Raw genomic sequence first — 18,500 nt, forward strand, 5'->3', positions numbered from 1 at the left:
GATCAAAAGCAAGAGCACGGCGGCCTAGTAGCCGACCTGAGTGGTAGAAGCAGAAGCAGGGCAGAAGCACAGCAACACAGCTTCTGCCTGATGTAATGAGATCTAAATGTGGGAGCGGGCTTGCTCGCTCCCACATTTGATTGAGTTCGGCTTCCAGGATCAGGTCGGCTGTAAGGCCGCCTCGGCTTTGCTTTTGATTCAACCACTCAGGTCGGCTACTAGGCCGCCGTGCTGTTGATTTTGATCTTAGGCGCCCCGATAACCCCCTAGCCCCCCCCAGCTCCCATAGCAGCCCAGCAATGCGATCTAAACCTTAAACTGGCGCAACAACCCATCCAACTGTTCACTCAACCCACGCAAATGCGCACTCGCCACGCTGGACTGCTGCGCCGCCAGCGCGGTGCTGTGAGACAACCCGGCCGCCTGGGTAACATTCTGGTTGATGTCTTCCACCACATGCGCCTGTTGCAACGTCGCGCTGGCAATCGAGGCATTCAACCCGTTGAGGTTATGCAAGGCCTGCCCGATGGCAGTAAGGCTGGCACCCGCCTGGCCGGCCTGTTCAATGGTCAGTTGCGAAGCGCTGTGGCTGTCGCTGATCACCTTCACTGCCGCTTCCGAATGACCTTGCAGGCGCTCGATCATCACCTGGATTTCAGCCGTGGATTTTTGCGTGCGCTGAGCCAGCAGCCGCACCTCATCCGCCACCACGGCAAAACCACGGCCCTGTTCCCCCGCGCGTGCAGCTTCAATCGCAGCATTAAGCGCCAGCAGGTTGGTCTGGTCAGCGATGGAACGAATCACCTCAAGCACGCCGCCAATCTGTGTGCTTTCGCTGGACAGCGTGCGGATCACCTCCACGGCCTGGCTGATGGTACTGGAGAGCTGATCGATCTGCAGCAAGCTGCCGTCGATATTCACCTGGCCTTGCTGCGCCTGGGCCTGGGCGTCACGCATTTCGCTGGCGGCATGCTCGGCGTTTTTCGCCACGTCCTGCACGCCATAGGTCACTTCATTGATTGCCGTCGCCACCAGCTCCATCTGCTGCGACTGCTGCTGGCTGCGGTCATGGGCCTGGCTGGCGTTGGTGCCCAGCTCCGTGGACGACTGGCCCAAGGCGTTGGCGCACACCTGCAGTTGGCCGACCACCTGGCGCAGCTTGGCGGTAAAGCTGTTGAAGTGTTTGGACAGTTGGGTGACTTCGTCGCGCCCATGGGTATCGAGGCTGCGCGTCAGGTCGCTTTCGCCGCTGGCAATATTGGCCATAGCGTTCACCGCCGCCTGCAAGGGTTGCACGATGCTGCGGGCGATCAGCACCACCAGCAACGTCATCACCAGCGCGATGCCCAGGACAATCAGCGAGGTTTTCCACACCTGGCCATTGAATTCGGCTTGCACATCGTCCACGTAAACGCCGGAGCCGATAATCCAGCCCCAGGGTTCGAACAGTTGGATATACGAGGTTTTTTCCACCGGCGCTTCGGCACCCGGCTTGGGCCAGCGGTAGTTGACGATGCCGGCACCTTTGGCCTTGGCCAGGATCACGAACTCGTTGAACACTGCAAAACCGTCCGGGTCGCGGATCGCCGAGAGGTTCTTGCCGTCAAGCTTGGGGTTGGCCGGGTGCATGATCATCACCGGCGTCAGGTCGTTGATCCAGAAGTAATCGTCGTGGTCGTAGCGCAGGCCACGCACCGCGCTCAAGGCTTGCTGCTGGGCGGCTTCACGGGTCAGTACCCCGGTTTTTTCAAGGTTCTGGTAATACGCCAGCACGCCGCTGGCGGTCTGCACCACATGCTGGGTCTGCTGGCTTTTGGCCTGGTAGAGGTCGCCGTGGATCTGCTTGAGCATCAACAGCCCCAAGGTCAGCAGCATCAACACGGCGACTATCAGGATCAGCCAGAGGCGGCGGCTGATCGACATGCTGCGCAAACTGTTCATCGTCCTGTCACTCCATGCTTTTATATTTTTGGGCGCTGCATCGACATTTCCGGCTTGTCTGATAGGCTTTCGGCCTGTAATCGAAAAACCTGAGTACTCCCTGATTTTTCACGAAATTTTTGCAGATCGATGTTGAAAATCAGCACCGGAATTTGAGTGCGCTCGTCAGTGAACTATTAAAAAGACAGTCAAGGCATGCCGCTGAGCATGACCTTCGGGGGAAGCATGGATTTTTGGACCGCCATACAGGCATTGATTCTTGGCGTGGTGGAGGGGCTGACCGAGTTCCTGCCCATTTCCAGCACCGGCCACCAGATCATCGTCGCTGACTTGATCGGCTTCGGCGGCGAACGCTTTGAGGCGTTCAACATCATCATTCAATTGGGCGCGATCCTGGCCGTGGTCTGGGAGTTTCGCCGCAAGATCCTCGATGTGGTCACCGGCTTGCCGACCCAGCGCAATGCCCAGCGTTTCACGGTTAACCTGATCATCGCCGTACTGCCGGCGATCGTGCTGGGGGTGATTTTTGCCGACTTGATCAAGCATTACTTGTTCAACCCGATCACCGTGGCCACAGCCCTAGTAGTGGGTGGCGTGATCATGTTGTGGGCGGAACGCCGGCAGCACGCGGTTCACGCCGAAACCGTGGATCAGATCACCTGGAAAGACGCGCTCAAGGTCGGCATGGCCCAGTGCCTGGCGATGATTCCGGGCACGTCGCGCTCCGGCGCCACCATCATCGGCGGCCTGTTGTTTGGCCTGTCGCGCAAGACCGCCACCGAGTTTTCGTTCTTCCTCGCCATGCCGACCATGGTCGGTGCGGCGGTGTATTCGGGCTACAAGTACCGTCACCTGTTCCAGCCCGATGACCTGCCGGTGTTCGCGATTGGTTTTGTCACCTCGTTCGTCTTCGCGATGATCGCGGTCAAGGCCTTGCTCAAGTTCATCGCCAGCCACAGCTATGCGGCCTTTGCCTGGTATCGGATCGCGTTTGGCCTGGTCATTCTGGCGACCTGGCAGTTCGGCTGGATCGACTGGTCTGCGGTCAAGCCATGAACATTCAGCACCCGCGCCTGAAGGCGTTGATCTTTGGGGTGCTGTGCGCCGCGCCGCTGATTGGCGCGGCGTTGGTGTGGTCTCGCGGTGAGACGGTGATTCCGCTGGCGGCGTATGGTGTGGTCAGCGTAGTGGCGTTTTTTCTGTACTGGGGCGACAAGCGCAAGGCACAGGCAGAGGGCCCGCGCGTTCGCGAAAACATCCTGCATGCCGTGGAGCTGGCGGGCGGCTGGCCTGGAGCATTGATCGCCCAGCAGGTGTTCCGGCACAAGACGCGCAAAGTGTCATATCAGGTGCTGTTCTGGGTGATTGTGTTACTGCACCAGGTGTTCTGGCTTGACCAACTGTTCCTGGGCGGTACCTTGCTGTCGGTGTTGTAGGGCAGAGGCGCTAGGAATATTCCCTACAAAGCTGTGGGAAGCACCTTACCCAATCATTGATAGGAGCCCGCACCACACTGGCGTTATGCTCCAGGCACTTGAATGCACTGGGCCAACACGAATGTCTTTCTCGGATTCATTGCTACGCCATTCAGCGACTGAGCTTGGCGCACTGATTCAACAACGCAAGCTCACCTCCACCGCCATTGTTTCCACCTACCTTGCCCGTATCGAGGCGCAAAACCCCGCAATCAACGCGCTGGTGCAAGTGTGCGCCGAGACGGCGTTGGCCGGCGCATGGGCGGCGGATCGGGCCGTCGCTCAAGGTGAGTATGGCGGCGTGCTGCAGGGCGTTCCCTTTACCGTCAAAGACGTTATCGATACCTGTGGGGTGGTGTCGGCGGCGGGTTTGGCTGAGCGCGCTGACTACCGGCCGGCGCAGGATGCCGTGGTAGTGGCGCGTATGAAAGCTGCCGGCGCCATCCTGCTGGGCAAAAGTAACTGCCCGCCGGGCGGTGGCGGTGGGGTGACCGACAACCCCGTCTATGGCGCCACCCTTAACCCGCATGCGCTGTCCCATAGCCCAGGCGGCAGCAGCGGCGGCGAAGCGGCAGCCATTGCTGCGGGGCTTTCACCGGTGGGGTTGGGCAGTGATTCCGGCGGCAGTTTGCGCGTACCGGCGCATTTTTGCGGAGTTAGCACCTTAAAACCCACCACTGGCCGCGTGCCTAACACCGGGGTTTTCGATCACCCGGGCGGGTTGAGTGACTGTCGCAGCCAGATTGGTCCGATGGCCCGGCATGTGGAAGACCTGGCCTTGGTGCTCCAGGTGATTGCCGGCGAAGATGGGCAGGATGCCGGCGTAATTCCGATGCCCATACGCGCTGTAGAGGCTCAAGCGCTGAGCGGTTTGCGCGTGGCTTGGTATTGCGACGGCGGTATAGCGCCCGCTGACGAGATAACTCAAGCCACGCTGCAGGTAGCCGCCAATCTGTTGGAGCGCGCGGGCGCCGTCATCTATCCAGCGTTCCCATCGGTACTGAGGCACTCACGCGAGATTACCGAGCGCTACTGGGCGATGAGCAAAGGCACCGGTGCGCAGTCGATAAAACTGCTTGCCGACTGGGATCAGTTTCGCAGTGGGATGTTAGGTTTCATGGCGGACTACGACCTTATCCTGTGCCCGGTTGACGCCGCGCCCGCGCCACGGCTGGGCGCCGAACGGCCGGGGCTGTTCAGTCACACCTTGCCGTACAGCCTGGCGGGTTGGCCCTGTGTGGTCGTGCGAGCAGGCACCGATGCTGCGGGATTGCCGGTAGGCGTGCAGATCGTCGCGCGCCCGTGGCACGAGCATTTGGCGCTGGCGGCGGCGATGGCTATTGAGCGCGCCGTGCCTTTTGTCAATCCAACCTGAGCCCCACCTGCGTGCGCTTGGGCAGTTTGCTCACCACCAATTGGTGAGAACGCTGCAACAGCCCACGCAGTTCCTCGGCGCCGATCGGGTAGGGCGTGTTCATGATGACCCACTGGGCCCGCGCCAGGTAAGGCGCCGGATGGATGCCGGGGCGGTCCACGTGGCCGAGGAACAGTTCTTTGTCGACCTTGAACGCCAGCGACTCGCCGCGCAGGTTTTGCAGGGCGAACATCTTGTTGCCGGCAATCGAGAACACGCGCACGCCGCCCCATTTGTAGTCTTCCCGCGCGCCGGGCAGGCTCAGGCAGAAAGCGGCGACCTGTGCTTCAGTCATTTTCATAGCAAGCGATCTCCGCAGCCCTTGAAGGCTTCTTCCAGGTAGTCGATCCAGGCACGAATGGCCGGCAGTACGCCGCGACGGTGCGGGTACACCGCCTGCAACCAGCCTCCCGGCGAGGACCATTGCGGCAGCAGTTGCACCAATTGGCCGCTGGCCAATTCCTCTTCGCAATACATCATCGGCAGTACGGTAAAGCCCAAGCCTTTCAGGGCGCAGGCTTTGCGCACAATGAAGTCGTCGATGCCCAGGCGTGCTTCCAGCGCCAGGTCTTCGCTTTTGCCTTGTGGGTCGATCAGGCGCAGGTGCACCAGGCGGTCGGCTTCCAGGGCGCCCAGTACCGGCAGTTGCTTGAGGTCTTCGAGGCTGTCGATTTGCCGGCCTTGTATGAATTCAGGGCTGGCCACCAGGATGGCCTGGGCCTGGCGCAGGCGTTTGGTCACCAGCAGCGGGTCTTCATCGCCTGACTCGCGCACGCGCAGGGCCACGTCGATACCTTCGGCCACCAGATCAACGCGGCGGTTCACCAGCATCATTTCAAGCTGCACCAGCGGGTGGGCGGCGAGAAAACCGGCGACCATGTCCGGCAGCAGGTGCTGGGCCATGCCCACCGGGCAGCTGACCCGCAGGCGCCCGCGCGGTTCGCTGGACATGCTGGCCACCGCCTCGTCGGCCATTTCTGCTTCCAGCAGCATGGCCTGGCAATGGCGCAGGTAGCGCTCGCCGACGGCGGTGAGGGTCAGTTGGCGGGTGGTGCGTTGCAACAGGCGTGCGCCGAGACGTTCTTCCAGCTCGGCAATGCGCCGTGAAAGCCGCGACTTAGGGATGCCCAGCAGCCGTCCGGCCGCCGCAAAGCCGCCGGCTTCGACGACTTTGGCAAAATAGTAGAGGTCGTTGAGGTCTTGCATGATCAACCTATTGTCCTGTCAGTGGGACGAACTATCCGCGTCTGGCGAGGGCAAATCCACTACAAATATTGGAGGCTGCTGTGGCGAGGAAGCTTGCTGCCGCTGGGGTGCGCAGTAGCCCCGCTTTGGCCCGACGCTGATGGGCGAGCTCTACGACCGGATCATCACGGGCGAGCAGGGCGGCTCCCTGCGCGCCGCGCTCAACCGTCAGGGCCAGTTCGGCAAGGTGGCGCGGGCGATTCGCAAGATTCATGGGGGCTGCCACCAGCATTTGGACGCGGGGGAACTGGCCAGGGGGGCGATGATGAGCGTGCCGAGTTTTCATGCGCACTTTCGCACGGTCACCGACACCTCGCCGATGCAATACCTCAAGTTCACGCGCCTGCACCAGGCGCGCTTATTGATGCTGCGCAACGACATCACCGCCGCCACGGCCTGCGCCAAGATCGGCGTCGATTTATGTGTCGTCGCATTGATTGCGATGAGCAGGCCTGGTGTTGTGGCGAGCAGGCTTGCCCCGCTCGCCACAGGGTTACTTGTGTGCCCTGAACGTCGTGATCAACAGGGCCAACCCGGCAAATGCCGCGCCGGTCAGCGCCTGGCCCTGCCAACTGTAATGCTCGGAGGCAAAGGCTCCAGCCGCCGAACCCAAGGCGCCGCCGATAAAGTAGACCACCATGGACACCGTGTTGAGTCGGCTAGTCGCGGACGGCTCCAGTGCCAACACGCGGGTCTGGTTGGCCAACTGGTTGATCCGGTTACCCAGGTCCAGACAGGTCGCCGCGATCAAGATCGGCCACCACCAGCCGCTTGGCCCGAGGGTATAGATCAGGATAAACGCCACCAGCACGGTGGTGATGCCCGCGCGCTCGAGCAGACGCCCATGGCGTCGGGTTTGCTGGCCGATGGTTGATGCGCAAAGAATACCGACGATGGCCGAGAGGCCCAGCAGGCCTGCCTGGGCACTCGAGAATCCATACGGCGGCAAGGCCAGCAGGGCCGCCATCGAGCCCCAGAACACATTCAAGGCGCCAAACACCAGGGCGCCTTTGAATGCTGATTGGCGCAGGGTCGGGTATTGCCTGGCCAGGCCACAGGGATTTGAGCAAGGCGCCATACGCGAGCTTGCTGGTTGAAATCGACACCGGCATACGCGTCAGAATCGCCATGAACAGCAGCACATCCAGCGCCGCTGACGGTCCTGGCAAGCAACCCGCCGGCAGACAAGCCGCTGACCATCAAGCCCAGTACGGCGCCTTTTTGCTCAACGGTACTCAGGTCCGAAGCGGCGGGAATGATCACCTGCGCGCTGATACCCGACAGCCCCAGCAGCACGCTCGCCACCAGCAGCCAGGCATAGGTCGGCGCTGCGGCCGAGGCCAGCAGGCTGATGAAGTTGAGGCACAGCACGGCCAGGATCAGCGTGCGCCGGCTGATCCGGTCGCCCAGCGGCACGAACAGCAGCAGGCCGCTGGCGTAGCCCAATTGCGTGAGCATCGCGATTTGCCCGACGTGCGCGGTGGACACCTCGAAGGTGTTAGCAATCAGCGGCAGCATGGCCTGGTTGTAGTAAATCGTGGCAACCGAAAATCCGCAGCAGATGGCGAGGATCAAGGTCAGGCCCTTGGTCAGGGCGGGAGAAGGTGGGTGCATGGGATGGCCGGTGGCTGTCGGGTCAGCCGGCGAGAATGAAGTGAAGCACGGGTGAAATCCAGTGCCGCAGAGGTGTGGGCATCAAGCCGACTGGAATGGTTTTTTGCAAAAAAGCATTGTCCTGCTGGCAGGACGAACAATCATATTTTGCCCCTCTAATCGATCATTGGGTTCGTGTGTAGGATCAACCTCACTCGATCGCCTAGCCGCGATCCTCACTTGGAGATCCCACATGAAACTGTTGCATATCGATTCCAGCATCCTCGGCGACAACTCGGCTTCGCGTCAGCTCAGCGCTGCTGTGGTCAAGGCCTGGCAAGCGGCTGAGCCGGGTGTGGAAGTGACTTACCGTGACTTGGCGAGCGAAGGCATCAGCCACTTTTCCGGCCTGACCCTGGGCGCCCTGGGCACCGCTGCCGAGTTGCGTGACGCAGTACAAAAGCACGAGGCTGACCTCAGCGCTTCGTCGCTGGCTGAGTTCATCGCCGCCGACGCTGTGGTGATGGGGGCGCCCATGTACAACTTCTCGGTACCTTCTCAGCTCAAGGCCTGGATCGACCGCATCGCCGTCGCCGGCCAGACCTTCCGTTACACCGAAGCCGGCCCTGAAGGCCTGTGCGGTGGCAAGAAGCTGATCATCGTTTCCACCGCCGGCGGTTTGCATGCCGGTCAGGCGAGCAACGTCGGCCACGAAGACTACTTGAAACTGGTGTTTGGCTTCCTCGGCATCACCGACATCGAGTTCGTCCGTGCCCAAGGCCTGGCCTACGGTGAGGAAGTGCGCAGCAAGGCGTTGAGCGACGCTAACGTAGTCATCAACGAACAATTGTTCGCCGCCGCGTAAGGCTTGTGTAAAGTTCGCCTTTGTCCGGTTCCAATCTGAAACCGGGCGCCTAAACTCTGTATTCTGGTCGTCTCAAAACGACCGGAGTACGGAGTTTTTTCGTTTGCCCGCTGTCACTACTTTGGCCCAGGTTATGCAGGCATGGGTTTATCACCCGGTGTGAGCACCTTGAACCATGGACTTTTCATACAGATATGCCGCGGGTGTTGAACGTGGTCACGCAGCAAAGGTGGACATCCCCATGATGCGTCTTTGTGCTGTTTTGGTACTCTCCCTGCTCGGTAGCCTGATTTCAGTGCACGCCGCCCCAGCGCCGCACCCGCATTGGAGTGTGGGTTTCCATCGCATGACCTTTCTCGACCCGCTGGACCAGCAGCCGATGAAAGCCATCGCGTTTTACCCGTCCACCGACGATGAGCACAGTACGCAATTGGGCGCCTATCACGTCGCCGCCGCTGAAGACTCCAAGGTCGCCATTGGCCGCTTCCCGATGCTGATGCTGTCCCACGGCAACACGGGCACACCGCTGGCCCTGCACGACCTGGCCACCTCACTGGCGCGCAAGGGTTTTGTGGTGGTGGCGGTGTTGCACCCCGGCGACAACTACAAGGACCACAGCCGCCTGGGCACCGTGAGCAACCTGTATGGTCGGCCGATCCAGATTTCCGAAGCGATCACCGCCACCCTCAGCGACCCAATGCTGTCGCCATTCGTCAATATCGACCAGGTGGGCGTGATCGGTTATTCCGCCGGCGGTGAAACCGCGTTGATTCTGGCCGGCGCCAAGCCGGATTTTGATCGCCTGCGCCGTTACTGCCAGGAACGCCCGGAAGACCGCGATGCCTGCACCACCAAAGGTGAGCTGGTGGTCGACCGCGACGATTTGCAACCACAGGCCGACCCGCGCATCCACGCGTTGATGCTGATGGCGCCGTTGAGCCTGATGTTTGGCCGCCACACCTTGGCCGACGTGCATGTGCCGGTGCTGCTCTACAGCGGCGATGGCGACAAGCTGGTGGCCGTTGACAAAAACGCCGCGGCACTGGCGCGCAAGCTGCCGGAACCGCCGGATTTCAAACTGTTGGCCGGAGCAGGGCACTTTGTGTTCATGGCGCCGTGTGACAGCGATCAGTTGGTGGCCATGCCGGCCATCTGCACAGACGCCGATGGCGTCGACCGCGAAGGTATTCACCGCGACCTGATTTCAGAGGCAGGGCGGTTCTTCTCCCACACCCTCGGGCAAATGACCCGCGCCGGTTTGCAGACCGCCGATCAGTAAGCGCGGCGCTTGAGCAGTACGGTCAAGGCCAGCGCCGTGACCGACAACAGCGCGGCGCAAAAGAAGATCCAGCCGTAGCCGAGGTTCAGTGCCACGGCGCCCATCAACGGCCCGGCAATCGCCAAGGCTAGATCAAAAAACACCGCATACGCACTCAGCCCGGCACCACGGCTGCTATTGGGCACTTGCTTGATGGCTTCTACGCCCAGCGCTGGGTACACCAACGACAAGCCAAAACCGGTCAGCCCGGCGCCGATCAACGCCACCCCGGTGGAGGGCGCCAGCCACAGCAGCGTCAGGCCCAGGGCTTCGATGGTCATGCAGGCAATCGCTGCGCTGAAACCGCCGAAGCGGCTGATGGCCGAGATAAACACCAGCCGTGACAGGATAAAACACGCGCCAAACACCGTGAGGCAGTACGCCGCCCCGGCCCAGCCGCGACTGAGGTAATACAGGGTGATAAAGGTGGTCAGCGTGCCGTAGCCAATTGAGGCCAAGCACAGGCTGGCGCCAAACGGCGCGATACGCCCGAACACCGCCCAGAACGGCAGCCGCTCGCCGCGTACCACCGGCACCGAAGGTTTATTACGGATCAGCACCAGGCCCAACGCTGCCAGCACCGTCAACGCGATGCCGAGGCTGGTGTAGCCATACTCGGCCACCATCACCACGCCCAGCGGCGCGCCAATGGCGATAGCACCATAGGAGGCGATGCCATTCCAGGAAATCGAGCGCGCCGTGTGTTCGGCGCCAACCGCCCCCATGCACCAACTGATGGTGCCCACGCCGATCAGGCCCTGGGCTACGCCGAGCAGCAGCCGGCTGACGATCAGGATGCCCAGGCTCAGGGCGGGCAGGCTCTCGACCAGCGTGGCGAAAAACGTCAGCACACCGCTGACCAAAATACCGGCCAGGCCCAGCACAATCGCGCGCTTGGTGCCGACGTTGTCGGACATGCGCCCGGCCAAGGGCCGGCTGAGCAGGGTGGCCAGGTATTGCGAGCCGATGGTGATCCCGGCCACTACCGCGCTGAAGCCCAGTTGCTCGTGCACATAGCCCGGGATGACCGCGATCGGCAGGCCGATGCAGATAAAGGCGATGAAGGTATAGAAGACGATGGAGACGATCTGCAAAGTGATCGACATTGAGCTGGGGGCGACGGCAGGCATGGTCACTCGTTCGCGGGCGGGCGGTGACGGCATGATGGCAAGGGCGTGGGGGAAAAGGAAGCAGGCTAACTAGTTTGTTTGATAGGCCACGTTGGGCTGCGCAGCAGCCCCAATACAAAACACCGCGTTCTGCCTGACAGAACGCGGTGTTTGATTTTAGGGCCGCTTCGCAGCCCAACGCAGGGCAAGCCCGCTCGCCACAACTGCAGTGGCGTTGCTTAGAACACCACGCCTTGGCTGCGCAGGTAGTCATCATAGGTGCCGCTGAAGTCGATCACGCCGTTGGCGCTCAACTCGATGATGCGGGTGGCCAGGGACGATACGAACTCGCGGTCGTGGCTGACGAAGATCAGCGTGCCCGGGTAGTTTTCCAGCGCCAGGTTCAGCGCTTCGATGGATTCCATGTCCAAGTGGTTGGTCGGTTCGTCCATGATCAGCACGTTCGGCTTTTGCAGGATCAGCTTGCCGAACAGCATGCGGCCTTGCTCACCACCGGAGATGACCTTGACCGACTTGAGGATCTCGTCGTTGGAGAACAGCATGCGGCCCAAAGTACCGCGAATCACTTGCTCGCCTTGGGTCCACTGGCCCATCCAGTCGAACAGGCTCATGTCGTCTTCGAAGTCGTGGGCGTGGTCCTGGGCGTAGTAGCCCAGTTCTGCGGCGTCGGTCCACTTGATGCTACCGGCATCCGGCGTCAGTTCGTTGACCAGGGTGCGCAGCAGGGTGGTCTTGCCGATACCGTTCGGGCCGATGATCGCTACGCGCTCGCCGGCTTCAACCTGGAAGCTGAAGTCCTTGAACAGTGGCTTGCCGTCGAAGCCTTTGGCCATACGATCGACGATGACCGCCTGGCGGTGCAGCTTTTTGGTTTGTTCGAAACGGATGAACGGGCTCACACGGCTCGAAGGCTTGACCTCGGCCAGTTGGATCTTGTCGATCGCCTTGGCGCGGGACGTGGCCTGCTTGGCTTTCGAGGCGTTGGCCGAGAAGCGGCTGACGAACGATTGCAGCTCGGAGATCTGTGCTTTCTTCTTGGCGTTGTCCGACAGCAGTTGCTCGCGGGACTGGGTCGCCACGGTCATGTACTCGTCGTAGTTGCCCGGGAACAGGCGCAGCTCGCCGTAGTCCAGGTCAGCCATGTGGGTGCACACGCTGTTCAGGAAGTGACGGTCGTGAGAGATGATGATCATCAGGCTCGAGCGCTGGGTCAGGATGTTTTCCAGCCAGCGGATGGTGTTGATGTCCAAGTGGTTGGTCGGTTCGTCGAGCAACAGCACTTCTGGGTCGGAGAACAACGCCTGGGCCAGCAATACCCGCAGTTTCCAGCCTGGGGACACTTCGCTCATCGGGCCGAAGTGTTGTTCCAGGGGAATACCCAGGCCCAGCAGCAGCTCACCGGCACGTGATTCGGCGGTGTAGCCGTCCATTTCGGCGAACTCGGTTTCCAGCTCGGCCACGGCCATACCGTCGTCTTCGCTCATTTCCGGCAGCGAGTAGATACGGTCGCGCTCAGCCTTGACCTTCCACAGCTCTTCGTGGCCCATGATCACGGTGTCGAGCACGGTGAATTCTTCGTAGGCGAACTGGTCCTGGCGCAGTTTACCCAGGCGTACGTTCGGCTCGAGCATGACCTGGCCGCCGGACGGATCAAGGTCGCCGCCGAGGATTTTCATGAAGGTCGACTTGCCGCAACCGTTGGCACCGATCAAACCATAACGGTTGCCGGCGCCGAATTTGACCGAGACATTCTCGAAGAGCGGCTTGGCGCCGAACTGCATGGTGATGTTAGCTGTGGAGATCAATTACTTTACCTATCAATAGCTTAGGGTGCGCTTTTTTGAACTGGGACCAATTTGGGACCAATCTGGAGCTTTTGCATTTCGCTCCAGTCCGAGCTTGAGTTGATCCAACGCGCATAAGTCGAGAGCAGCATCTGCACGCTATGGCCGAGCTGCTGGGAGATGAAGGCGGGGTTCATGCCAGACATAATGCATATTGTCGCATAGGTGTGACGACAGTTGTATGGCGGCCGACGACGGATATTCAGTGCCTTCAGTGTCGGAATCCACTGCTTGTGCAGGTCAGAAGTCTGTTTCACGTACTTCGAGTTCTTCGACGGCGGAAAAATGAAAGGTGTCTCTAGCACCTTCCCTTTCCCTTTTTTCCGACGCTCTGCGTACTCCCTGGCGAATTCCAGCGCGTGCAGGGCGCGATCATTCAACAAAACAAAGCGGTCTCCGCCCGTTTTCGTGCGCTCCACCACTTCCCCCAAGGCGATCCCGCGACAAACGTGTGCCGTCTTCTTCTCCACGTCTACTGCATCCCACCGCATAGCCAGGGCTTCGGACAGACGCATTCCTGTAAAAAACACAAACTCAAAAAATGCCGCATAAATCGCGCTGGGCCAGTGATCGTGCTCATACATCTTGGCGATGATCTGGTTTGCTTCCTCCAGGGTGAAGGGGTCGATCTCCTTCTTGCTACGCTTGGGAAGTTCGAGGATCGCCGCCGGATTCTTGGGGATGAGTTCCTCGGAAACTGCTGAATTTAGGATGGTCGAAAGCTTCGATATTGCGTTGCGCTTCACTCCGGGCGACTTCCACTCGCTGGCAGCCATCACCCGGCGAAGTAAGGTGGTGGTGATGAGGTCGATCCGCACCAGGGCCAGACCGGGCATCCAATACCGGTTCAGCGCCCCTTTGTAGTTCGCCTTCGTGCCCCCCACCACTTCTCGGCTATCCAGCCAGAGTTGCGCGTATTCGCCGAAGTTGATCTTGCCCCCGGCGAGGTTGCTGGAGCTGGGGAACAGCTCGGCGTACTTGTCGTCGTCGAGGAGGCCCAGCTTAATCAGCCCCTTTACCTGATCAACAACCTGTGAGGCTGATTTGATTCCTTTCTGTGTCGCGGGATAGGGGAGCGTTTCACTCCGCCGGCTGCCGTTCCACATAAAGCGGATGCGGATCGATCCGTGGTGGAGGTCCATTCCTGCGGGCAAACCCATTGGCTTTCGAGCCATTCGTAGTATCTCCTGATGCTGTAGATGATCCTGCTGCCTTGCTTGTTCCAGACACCAAGGGGTATCTCTTTTCGTGCGCGCTTCGAGCGCATGGCGGCGAGGGTGGTGCCGAGAATTTCGGCCATTTGCGCCTCGGGAATCTTGTCGCCGGTGATTCCGTCATTGAGTTGTTCGGCTGCTGCCATAGCTACCTCCCGCCGCCTGCTGTAGGCCGCGCTGTCTTGATGATGGTCATGTGGTGTCCTTGCCGCGCTGGGCGGCAGAAGGTGGGTTAAATGGAGAACTTGGCCAGGGCTTCGTCCGCAACCTTCATCGCTGCCTGAGCTTCGTTCACATAGGCAGGATCAAAACCGCCGCACAGGTGGATGGTTGCCTGGCAGGCGCGCAAGTTCTCGCGGGTCAGCTTCAGTGCCGCGATCAACTCTTCTCGCGCCTCGGCTTCGCCTCGGCCGATATCCCAGAAACGCTGGCCCCAGTGACCGGCCGGTGGCTGATTGTTTCCCTGGGAACCGAACGCCATGGCGCCAACAGCGCAGTCGAGCAGGTCTCGCTTGTAGGCGTTGTCGCCGTCGATGCTCAAGCCACGCCGGCGGAGCGTGCTGACCACTTCGTCGTCCACCAGCCCCTGATCCTTCAAGACGACTTCTTCTTCTGGCTTGCCGGGGGTGTAGATGACCAGCGCGATTTTCGCGCCAGGCCAAAGGCTTTCGCTGATTTTGACCAGCGCGTCGTTTGCCACTCGGTGGAAACGCTCAAGAATTGCAGACATAGGAATACCTCGCCCGCCGCTCACCGGCAGGCATGTAGGGGGATTGGGGTTAGGGCTTCGGCGTTTTCTTCAGCTTGTTCCAGTGCCGCCAGATGTTTTCCTCGGGCACCTTCTTTTGCAGGGTGAAGTCGCCGTCGCGGCAGATGACCCAGCTGAGCCCGGCGCTTCAGCTGCTATCCAGCTCCAGGTTGTCGCGCACTCAGGGCACGGTTTCAGTTCGTCGCTCATGGCCTCCAGCTCCTGCCAACGCGGAACACCATCATCAGGTTGTGATGGAGGGGGACTTTGAGAACGTGGTCGAAGAACTCGCCTTTTCCAGAGATGAATCCGGTAGGCACCTTGTTTCCTGCGATCCCGAATTCTCGCCAGCATTCCTCGCCACCGTTCTCGTCCCAGTAGGCGCGTTCGCGTTTGGGGATCTCGTCGTAGGTTTTCACGAACACAGAGTGATCCGGGATATCACAGATCCGGCGCCAGGCGGGATGGCGCTTGCACCAGTCGACGGCCTGCTGAGAGGCTTGCTCGGCAGAGTAAAATTCTTTGGTATTTTGTTCGGTCATGGCCTCGGCCCCTTGTAGATGAAGACGTAAGCGAACCAGAGGGTGGCGATCATGGCGTCACCTTGATATCGACGTCGTCGTGAATCCATTCGATATCGAGCAGATCATCGTCGTCGATCTGGCTTTCCCGCAAGTCATTGCTGGCCAGCAGCTCCTCCACTTCATCATCATCGACGTTCTCAATGACCTTCCGGAAGTTCACGACTGCTTTGCCGGTTGGCACGACTGTTCTTTTCATGGGCGAGTTCGTCCTTGCCGCTATAGCGGCTGACTTTGAAGGGGGAGGGGTTACAGGTTTTGCGGGTGGAGTACGGATGTACTCCTATGCTTTCGGAGCTGCCGCTTTCATCTCTGCCGCTGCGTTGTCGCGCCAGTTGGCCGGGTCTTTCAGGTAGTGGCCGAGCATCCAGTAAATCGTTACGGCCTGTTCGTCCTCGGCCTTCCTGGCTATCTGGTGCCCCATCAAGCGCAGTGCCTGGGCTGTGTGGATATGCTGGAAGCACATCTGTCCTAAGATCCACCGAAGCTCGGGTGTCAGCTCAGGAACTACCGGTGCTGCCACCGGCATATCACCGCGACACAAAGCCAGGCGCTGTACTGCGTCGAGCGATCCGTAATTTGGTGCGGCGGCTACCGGCGCGGGCTGCTCGGCGTAGAGCGGCTTATCGTTCGGTGTCTGACGGTCGTATGCAAAGTAATTATCACCGTTCATGTCTGTGACGATCCACGCCACCGGCTCGCCCTGTGGCTGGGCGGCTGGCTGCGCTTCCACTTCTGCGCATGTCTTGCACGCATGGCCCATAGACTGCTCAGTAAAGCAGCCACGACAAATGGCAATTGCTGGAGAATCGAGCAGGGCGCGCAGCTCATCCACGGCGGATCGGCATTCGTCATAGTTCGCGGCATAGGTGAACCCAAGCATATGATTTGCCTCGTCCGCAATACGCTCCAGCAGCTCACGCGACACGCTGATCGTTTGGTCGCTGATCATGACTTGATTCCTTCTGTGGGCTTGAGTTCGGCGCGCACCTTGTTGCGAATCGGCTTCACTGATTTGAATGCGCCCGCTGCAAGGTCAAGTGCTGGGAGAGCTTCACGCAACAACCCCTCCAACTGGTCAATGCGTTGGCCGGCCTCAAGTGATGTAATGCTGAGCATGTCCTCTGCCTCGGTCAGCGAAGTCAGCAGCAAAGCATTGCGCTCTGTCTCCCACTTGATCCCGGCTTCCAAGCGATCCGCCCGCTCATCCGCCCGCTCATCCGCCCGCTCATCCGCTGCGGTCAGGTGCTGTTGCAGGGCGTCACTGATCCGCTCCAGCTGGACGAAGTCACCACGCGAACATTCAAGTTCGGCGCGTAGTCGATCAGCATCGGCTGCGACACGGTCGTGATCGACTGCCAGCACAACGTTGATTCGGCCCAGGGCCTGGCCCTCTACAAGTCCCGTCTCGGTTACGTGATAGCGCTTTACTTCGGGCACAGTTATTTCCTTGCCGGGCCATGCCCGGGCGGTGGAGTGAGGGAGTTCAGAGTTGTTCCAGAAGGCGCCGGCCGATCCAGCGAACCACGGTGACGGCCTTGCTGTTGCCGATCGCCTTGTAGCGGGGGCCGTCCGGGCATTCGCTGGCAGGCTTGTTGCGCCAGGGAATCAGCGTGTAGTCGTCGGCCATGCCCTGGAGGCGTTCGCACTCAACGGGAGTGAGGCGCCGCACCTGTGCTGGGGTCAATAGCGCCGGTGGCGGGCTGCATGCATCCAAAGATGCGGTGTATTCCTCATACCACTTGCCCGCGCCACAAGCCGAGGTGTGGTGCAGTTTCGTCGAGTAGGCCAGATAGTTCTGCTGCTGAGCTCCTGCCTCTGCGGCCAGAGCGCCGACGATCTGCCCATCTTCGCCAATGTACCGAACCTCACTGCGGCTGTTCTGGGTGAAGGCCAGTAGAGCATTCTCCTGACCGTTGTTCCGGCCTAGCGTGTGCGCATGATCGATACTGACGCAGGGGTCTTGCGTGCCGTGCACCACCAGATGGCTGTGACCGTGATTCGCATCTTGGTTAGAGCAGCCTTGCAAGCGTCCGTAGCTCGCGTCCAGGGTTGCCGCAACGATGAAGTGCCCGGCCGCTGCGCCGTCAGGACGACCACCTGCTCCACCACTATAGGCGTGACTGGTTAATGCCCCGGCAACCTCGGGATGAATGAAGAATGTCTCGCTTTCGATGTCGAGCCGGCTGTCTTTGGCGGTCAGGGTCGCGGCGCGCTCGATCGAGCCGCCCAGGCTGTGGCCGCCGAACGCCGGGATGCCGCCGAACATATCGACCGCCGGCCCTTCATCGCCCTCACAGTTCGGGCAGCCGTACTGGCCTAGTGATTCAGCGAAGACGCATCCGCATCCACACTGGAGCGCAGGGCCGAAAGTAGCTGTTCCGGTAACGTCTTGCCCCTCGCCTCGGCGCGGCGCAGTATCCCGGCGCACGCCTTCGCGCTCAAAAAGTACCTCGGTGGGATCGAATCCGTCACGAGCACTTGCGACAACGAACACACGACGGCGTCGTTGGGCCAGGCCGAAATATTGGGCGTCCAGGACCCGCCACGCGATTGTTCTTTTGGGTCCATACACACAACCAGCGTCCTGCCATTTCTTCCCTGGAGACTGCAGCTCGCAGTCTTCCCCAGCAAGCGCACCAAGAAAGCATCCGAAGGCGTTCCCTTTATCACTGAGGACGCCGGGGACGTTTTCCCAGACGATAACGCTGGCGGGCTTTCGCTGGCCGGCGCGAACATAGTCAACTGCATCTGCAAGCTCCACGTATTTGATGGTGAGGGCGCCGCGCGGGTCGGTGAGACCTTCGCGCATACCGGCGACCGAGAAGGCCTGGCATGGGGTGCCCCCGACCAGCACGTCGGGCGCCGGGATCTTGCCGGACAGCACCAGTGCAGCTAGCTTGGTCATGTCGCCGTGGTTCGGCACGTCGGGGTAGTGGTGGGCCAGCACCGCCGAGGGGAAAGGCTCAATCTCGGCGAACCACGCGGCGCGCATGCCCAGCGGGTGCCAGGCCAGGGTCGCGGATTCGATGCCGCTGCACACAGAGCCATAGGTGATATCGGGCATAGGGGATCCTCTCCGGCTGGCGTGATTTAGATTTTGGGGCTATTGATATTTGCTTAGCTCAACCT

The 18,500-nt window shown here is 60.6% G+C and carries 19 protein-coding genes and 1 pseudogene; 6 read left to right on the plus strand and 14 right to left on the minus strand.

Going from position 1 to position 18,500, the window contains the following annotated elements; all coding sequences use genetic code 11:
* Positions 1 to 306: 306 nt before the first annotated feature.
* Complete coding sequence (locus ACI77I_RS11405; RefSeq protein WP_094952474.1) at positions 307 to 1,941, minus strand: methyl-accepting chemotaxis protein; 1,635 nt, start codon at positions 1,939 to 1,941, stop codon at positions 307 to 309.
* 225 nt (positions 1,942 to 2,166) lie between these two features.
* On the opposite strand from ACI77I_RS11405, the gene ACI77I_RS11410 reads away from it, so the two are divergent.
* From ACI77I_RS11410 to ACI77I_RS11420, 3 genes are all read left to right on the plus strand, one after another.
* The gene (locus tag ACI77I_RS11410) at positions 2,167 to 2,997 is read left to right on the plus strand and encodes an undecaprenyl-diphosphate phosphatase (RefSeq protein ID WP_406997527.1); all 831 of its coding nucleotides are present in this window, start codon (positions 2,167 to 2,169) and stop codon (positions 2,995 to 2,997) included.
* Positions 2,994 to 3,377 (plus strand): DUF1294 domain-containing protein, encoded by a 384-nt coding sequence (locus ACI77I_RS11415; protein WP_406997528.1) that lies wholly within the window; start codon positions 2,994 to 2,996, stop codon positions 3,375 to 3,377. Before ACI77I_RS11410 ends, ACI77I_RS11415 begins: the two co-directional genes overlap by 4 nt.
* Positions 3,378 to 3,498: 121 nt before the next feature.
* Positions 3,499 to 4,791, plus strand: a complete 1,293-nt coding sequence (locus ACI77I_RS11420; protein ID WP_406997529.1) for an amidase — start codon at positions 3,499 to 3,501, stop codon at positions 4,789 to 4,791.
* Here ACI77I_RS11420 and ACI77I_RS11425 read toward each other — a convergent pair.
* Both ACI77I_RS11425 and ACI77I_RS11430 read right to left on the minus strand, forming a co-directional pair.
* Positions 4,778 to 5,131: an MmcQ/YjbR family DNA-binding protein gene (locus tag ACI77I_RS11425; RefSeq protein ID WP_094952471.1), complete on the minus strand. Its 354-nt coding sequence runs from the start codon at positions 5,129 to 5,131 to the stop codon at positions 4,778 to 4,780. The two genes, ACI77I_RS11420 and ACI77I_RS11425, sit on opposite strands and share 14 nt — an antisense overlap.
* The gene (locus ACI77I_RS11430; protein ID WP_094952470.1) at positions 5,128 to 6,036 is read right to left on the minus strand and encodes a LysR substrate-binding domain-containing protein; all 909 of its coding nucleotides are present in this window, start codon (positions 6,034 to 6,036) and stop codon (positions 5,128 to 5,130) included. The genes ACI77I_RS11425 and ACI77I_RS11430 overlap by 4 nt, the downstream gene beginning before the upstream one ends.
* A gap of 127 nt (positions 6,037 to 6,163) precedes the next feature.
* Here ACI77I_RS11430 and ACI77I_RS11435 point away from each other — a divergent pair.
* Positions 6,164 to 6,493: pseudogene (locus ACI77I_RS11435) on the plus strand (helix-turn-helix domain-containing protein); the annotation flags it as partial.
* 75 nt (positions 6,494 to 6,568) lie between these two features.
* On the opposite strand, the gene ACI77I_RS11440 reads toward ACI77I_RS11435, so the two are convergent.
* Together ACI77I_RS11440 and ACI77I_RS11445 are read right to left on the minus strand one after the other, a co-directional pair.
* The gene (locus tag ACI77I_RS11440) at positions 6,569 to 7,075 is read right to left on the minus strand and encodes a hypothetical protein (protein WP_406997530.1); all 507 of its coding nucleotides are present in this window, start codon (positions 7,073 to 7,075) and stop codon (positions 6,569 to 6,571) included.
* Complete coding sequence (locus tag ACI77I_RS11445) at positions 7,060 to 7,689, minus strand: MFS transporter (protein ID WP_406997531.1); 630 nt, start codon at positions 7,687 to 7,689, stop codon at positions 7,060 to 7,062. Before ACI77I_RS11445 ends, ACI77I_RS11440 begins: the two co-directional genes overlap by 16 nt.
* Before the next feature lie 232 nt (positions 7,690 to 7,921).
* On the opposite strand from ACI77I_RS11445, the gene ACI77I_RS11450 reads away from it, so the two are divergent.
* Positions 7,922 to 8,533 (plus strand): FMN-dependent NADH-azoreductase, encoded by a 612-nt coding sequence (locus tag ACI77I_RS11450; protein ID WP_242155932.1) that lies wholly within the window; start codon positions 7,922 to 7,924, stop codon positions 8,531 to 8,533.
* Between the two features lie 241 nt (positions 8,534 to 8,774).
* Positions 8,775 to 9,812, plus strand: a complete 1,038-nt coding sequence (locus ACI77I_RS11455) for a dienelactone hydrolase (protein ID WP_242155933.1) — start codon at positions 8,775 to 8,777, stop codon at positions 9,810 to 9,812.
* On the opposite strand, the gene ACI77I_RS11460 is transcribed toward ACI77I_RS11455, so the two are convergent.
* The 9 genes from ACI77I_RS11460 to ACI77I_RS11500 all read right to left on the minus strand — a co-directional run bounded on the left by ACI77I_RS11460 (position 9,806) and on the right by ACI77I_RS11500 (position 18,435).
* Positions 9,806 to 10,981 carry an MFS transporter gene (locus ACI77I_RS11460; protein WP_406997532.1) on the minus strand — a complete coding sequence of 392 codons (1,176 nt, stop codon included), beginning with the start codon at positions 10,979 to 10,981 and terminating at the stop codon, positions 9,806 to 9,808. The two genes, ACI77I_RS11455 and ACI77I_RS11460, sit on opposite strands and share 7 nt — an antisense overlap.
* A 218-nt stretch (positions 10,982 to 11,199) precedes the next feature.
* Positions 11,200 to 12,786: an ABC-F family ATPase gene (locus ACI77I_RS11465; RefSeq protein ID WP_026140064.1), complete on the minus strand. Its 1,587-nt coding sequence runs from the start codon at positions 12,784 to 12,786 to the stop codon at positions 11,200 to 11,202.
* A gap of 20 nt (positions 12,787 to 12,806) precedes the next feature.
* Positions 12,807 to 14,000: a tyrosine-type recombinase/integrase gene (locus ACI77I_RS11470; RefSeq protein ID WP_406997533.1), complete on the minus strand. Its 1,194-nt coding sequence runs from the start codon at positions 13,998 to 14,000 to the stop codon at positions 12,807 to 12,809.
* A gap of 271 nt (positions 14,001 to 14,271) precedes the next feature.
* The gene (locus ACI77I_RS11475; protein ID WP_406997534.1) at positions 14,272 to 14,769 is read right to left on the minus strand and encodes a hypothetical protein; all 498 of its coding nucleotides are present in this window, start codon (positions 14,767 to 14,769) and stop codon (positions 14,272 to 14,274) included.
* Between the two features lie 224 nt (positions 14,770 to 14,993).
* A complete protein-coding gene (locus ACI77I_RS11480) occupies positions 14,994 to 15,329 on the minus strand; it encodes a hypothetical protein (protein ID WP_406997535.1) in 336 nt (111 codons plus the stop codon).
* A gap of 49 nt (positions 15,330 to 15,378) precedes the next feature.
* Positions 15,379 to 15,567 (minus strand): hypothetical protein, encoded by a 189-nt coding sequence (locus tag ACI77I_RS11485; RefSeq protein ID WP_406997536.1) that lies wholly within the window; start codon positions 15,565 to 15,567, stop codon positions 15,379 to 15,381.
* Positions 15,568 to 15,651: 84 nt separating this feature from the next.
* Positions 15,652 to 16,320, minus strand: a complete 669-nt coding sequence (locus ACI77I_RS11490) for a hypothetical protein (RefSeq protein WP_406997537.1) — start codon at positions 16,318 to 16,320, stop codon at positions 15,652 to 15,654.
* The gene (locus ACI77I_RS11495; protein WP_406997538.1) at positions 16,317 to 16,808 is read right to left on the minus strand and encodes a hypothetical protein; all 492 of its coding nucleotides are present in this window, start codon (positions 16,806 to 16,808) and stop codon (positions 16,317 to 16,319) included. Before ACI77I_RS11495 ends, ACI77I_RS11490 begins: the two co-directional genes overlap by 4 nt.
* Positions 16,809 to 16,854: 46 nt before the next feature.
* Positions 16,855 to 18,435 (minus strand): DNA cytosine methyltransferase, encoded by a 1,581-nt coding sequence (locus ACI77I_RS11500; RefSeq protein ID WP_406997539.1) that lies wholly within the window; start codon positions 18,433 to 18,435, stop codon positions 16,855 to 16,857.
* Positions 18,436 to 18,500 lie beyond the last annotated feature (65 nt).

Source organism: Pseudomonas sp. D47, from assembly GCF_045447305.1.
Taxonomy (GTDB): domain Bacteria; phylum Pseudomonadota; class Gammaproteobacteria; order Pseudomonadales; family Pseudomonadaceae; genus Aquipseudomonas.

Bases quoted from the DNA above. Each gene is read 5' to 3' on its own strand.
- ACI77I_RS11455 (WP_242155933.1), top strand. From the start codon at position 8,775: ATGATGCGTCTTTGTGCTGTTTTGGTACTCTCCCTGCTCGGTAGCCTG.
- ACI77I_RS11460 (WP_406997532.1), bottom strand. From the start codon at position 10,981: ATGCCTGCCGTCGCCCCCAGCTCAATGTCGATCACTTTGCAGATCGTC.
- ACI77I_RS11500 (WP_406997539.1), bottom strand. From the start codon at position 18,435: ATGCCCGATATCACCTATGGCTCTGTGTGCAGCGGCATCGAATCCGCG.
- ACI77I_RS11425 (WP_094952471.1), bottom strand. From the start codon at position 5,131: ATGAAAATGACTGAAGCACAGGTCGCCGCTTTCTGCCTGAGCCTGCCC.
- ACI77I_RS11445 (WP_406997531.1), bottom strand. From the start codon at position 7,689: ATGCACCCACCTTCTCCCGCCCTGACCAAGGGCCTGACCTTGATCCTC.
- ACI77I_RS11480 (WP_406997535.1), bottom strand. From the start codon at position 15,329: ATGACCGAACAAAATACCAAAGAATTTTACTCTGCCGAGCAAGCCTCT.
- ACI77I_RS11420 (WP_406997529.1), top strand. From the start codon at position 3,499: ATGTCTTTCTCGGATTCATTGCTACGCCATTCAGCGACTGAGCTTGGC.
- ACI77I_RS11405 (WP_094952474.1), bottom strand. From the start codon at position 1,941: ATGAACAGTTTGCGCAGCATGTCGATCAGCCGCCGCCTCTGGCTGATC.
- ACI77I_RS11475 (WP_406997534.1), bottom strand. From the start codon at position 14,769: ATGTCTGCAATTCTTGAGCGTTTCCACCGAGTGGCAAACGACGCGCTG.
- ACI77I_RS11410 (WP_406997527.1), top strand. From the start codon at position 2,167: ATGGATTTTTGGACCGCCATACAGGCATTGATTCTTGGCGTGGTGGAG.
- ACI77I_RS11485 (WP_406997536.1), bottom strand. From the start codon at position 15,567: ATGAAAAGAACAGTCGTGCCAACCGGCAAAGCAGTCGTGAACTTCCGG.
- ACI77I_RS11430 (WP_094952470.1), bottom strand. From the start codon at position 6,036: ATGCAAGACCTCAACGACCTCTACTATTTTGCCAAAGTCGTCGAAGCC.
- ACI77I_RS11470 (WP_406997533.1), bottom strand. From the start codon at position 14,000: ATGGCTCGAAAGCCAATGGGTTTGCCCGCAGGAATGGACCTCCACCAC.
- ACI77I_RS11450 (WP_242155932.1), top strand. From the start codon at position 7,922: ATGAAACTGTTGCATATCGATTCCAGCATCCTCGGCGACAACTCGGCT.
- ACI77I_RS11415 (WP_406997528.1), top strand. From the start codon at position 2,994: ATGAACATTCAGCACCCGCGCCTGAAGGCGTTGATCTTTGGGGTGCTG.
- ACI77I_RS11490 (WP_406997537.1), bottom strand. From the start codon at position 16,320: ATGATCAGCGACCAAACGATCAGCGTGTCGCGTGAGCTGCTGGAGCGT.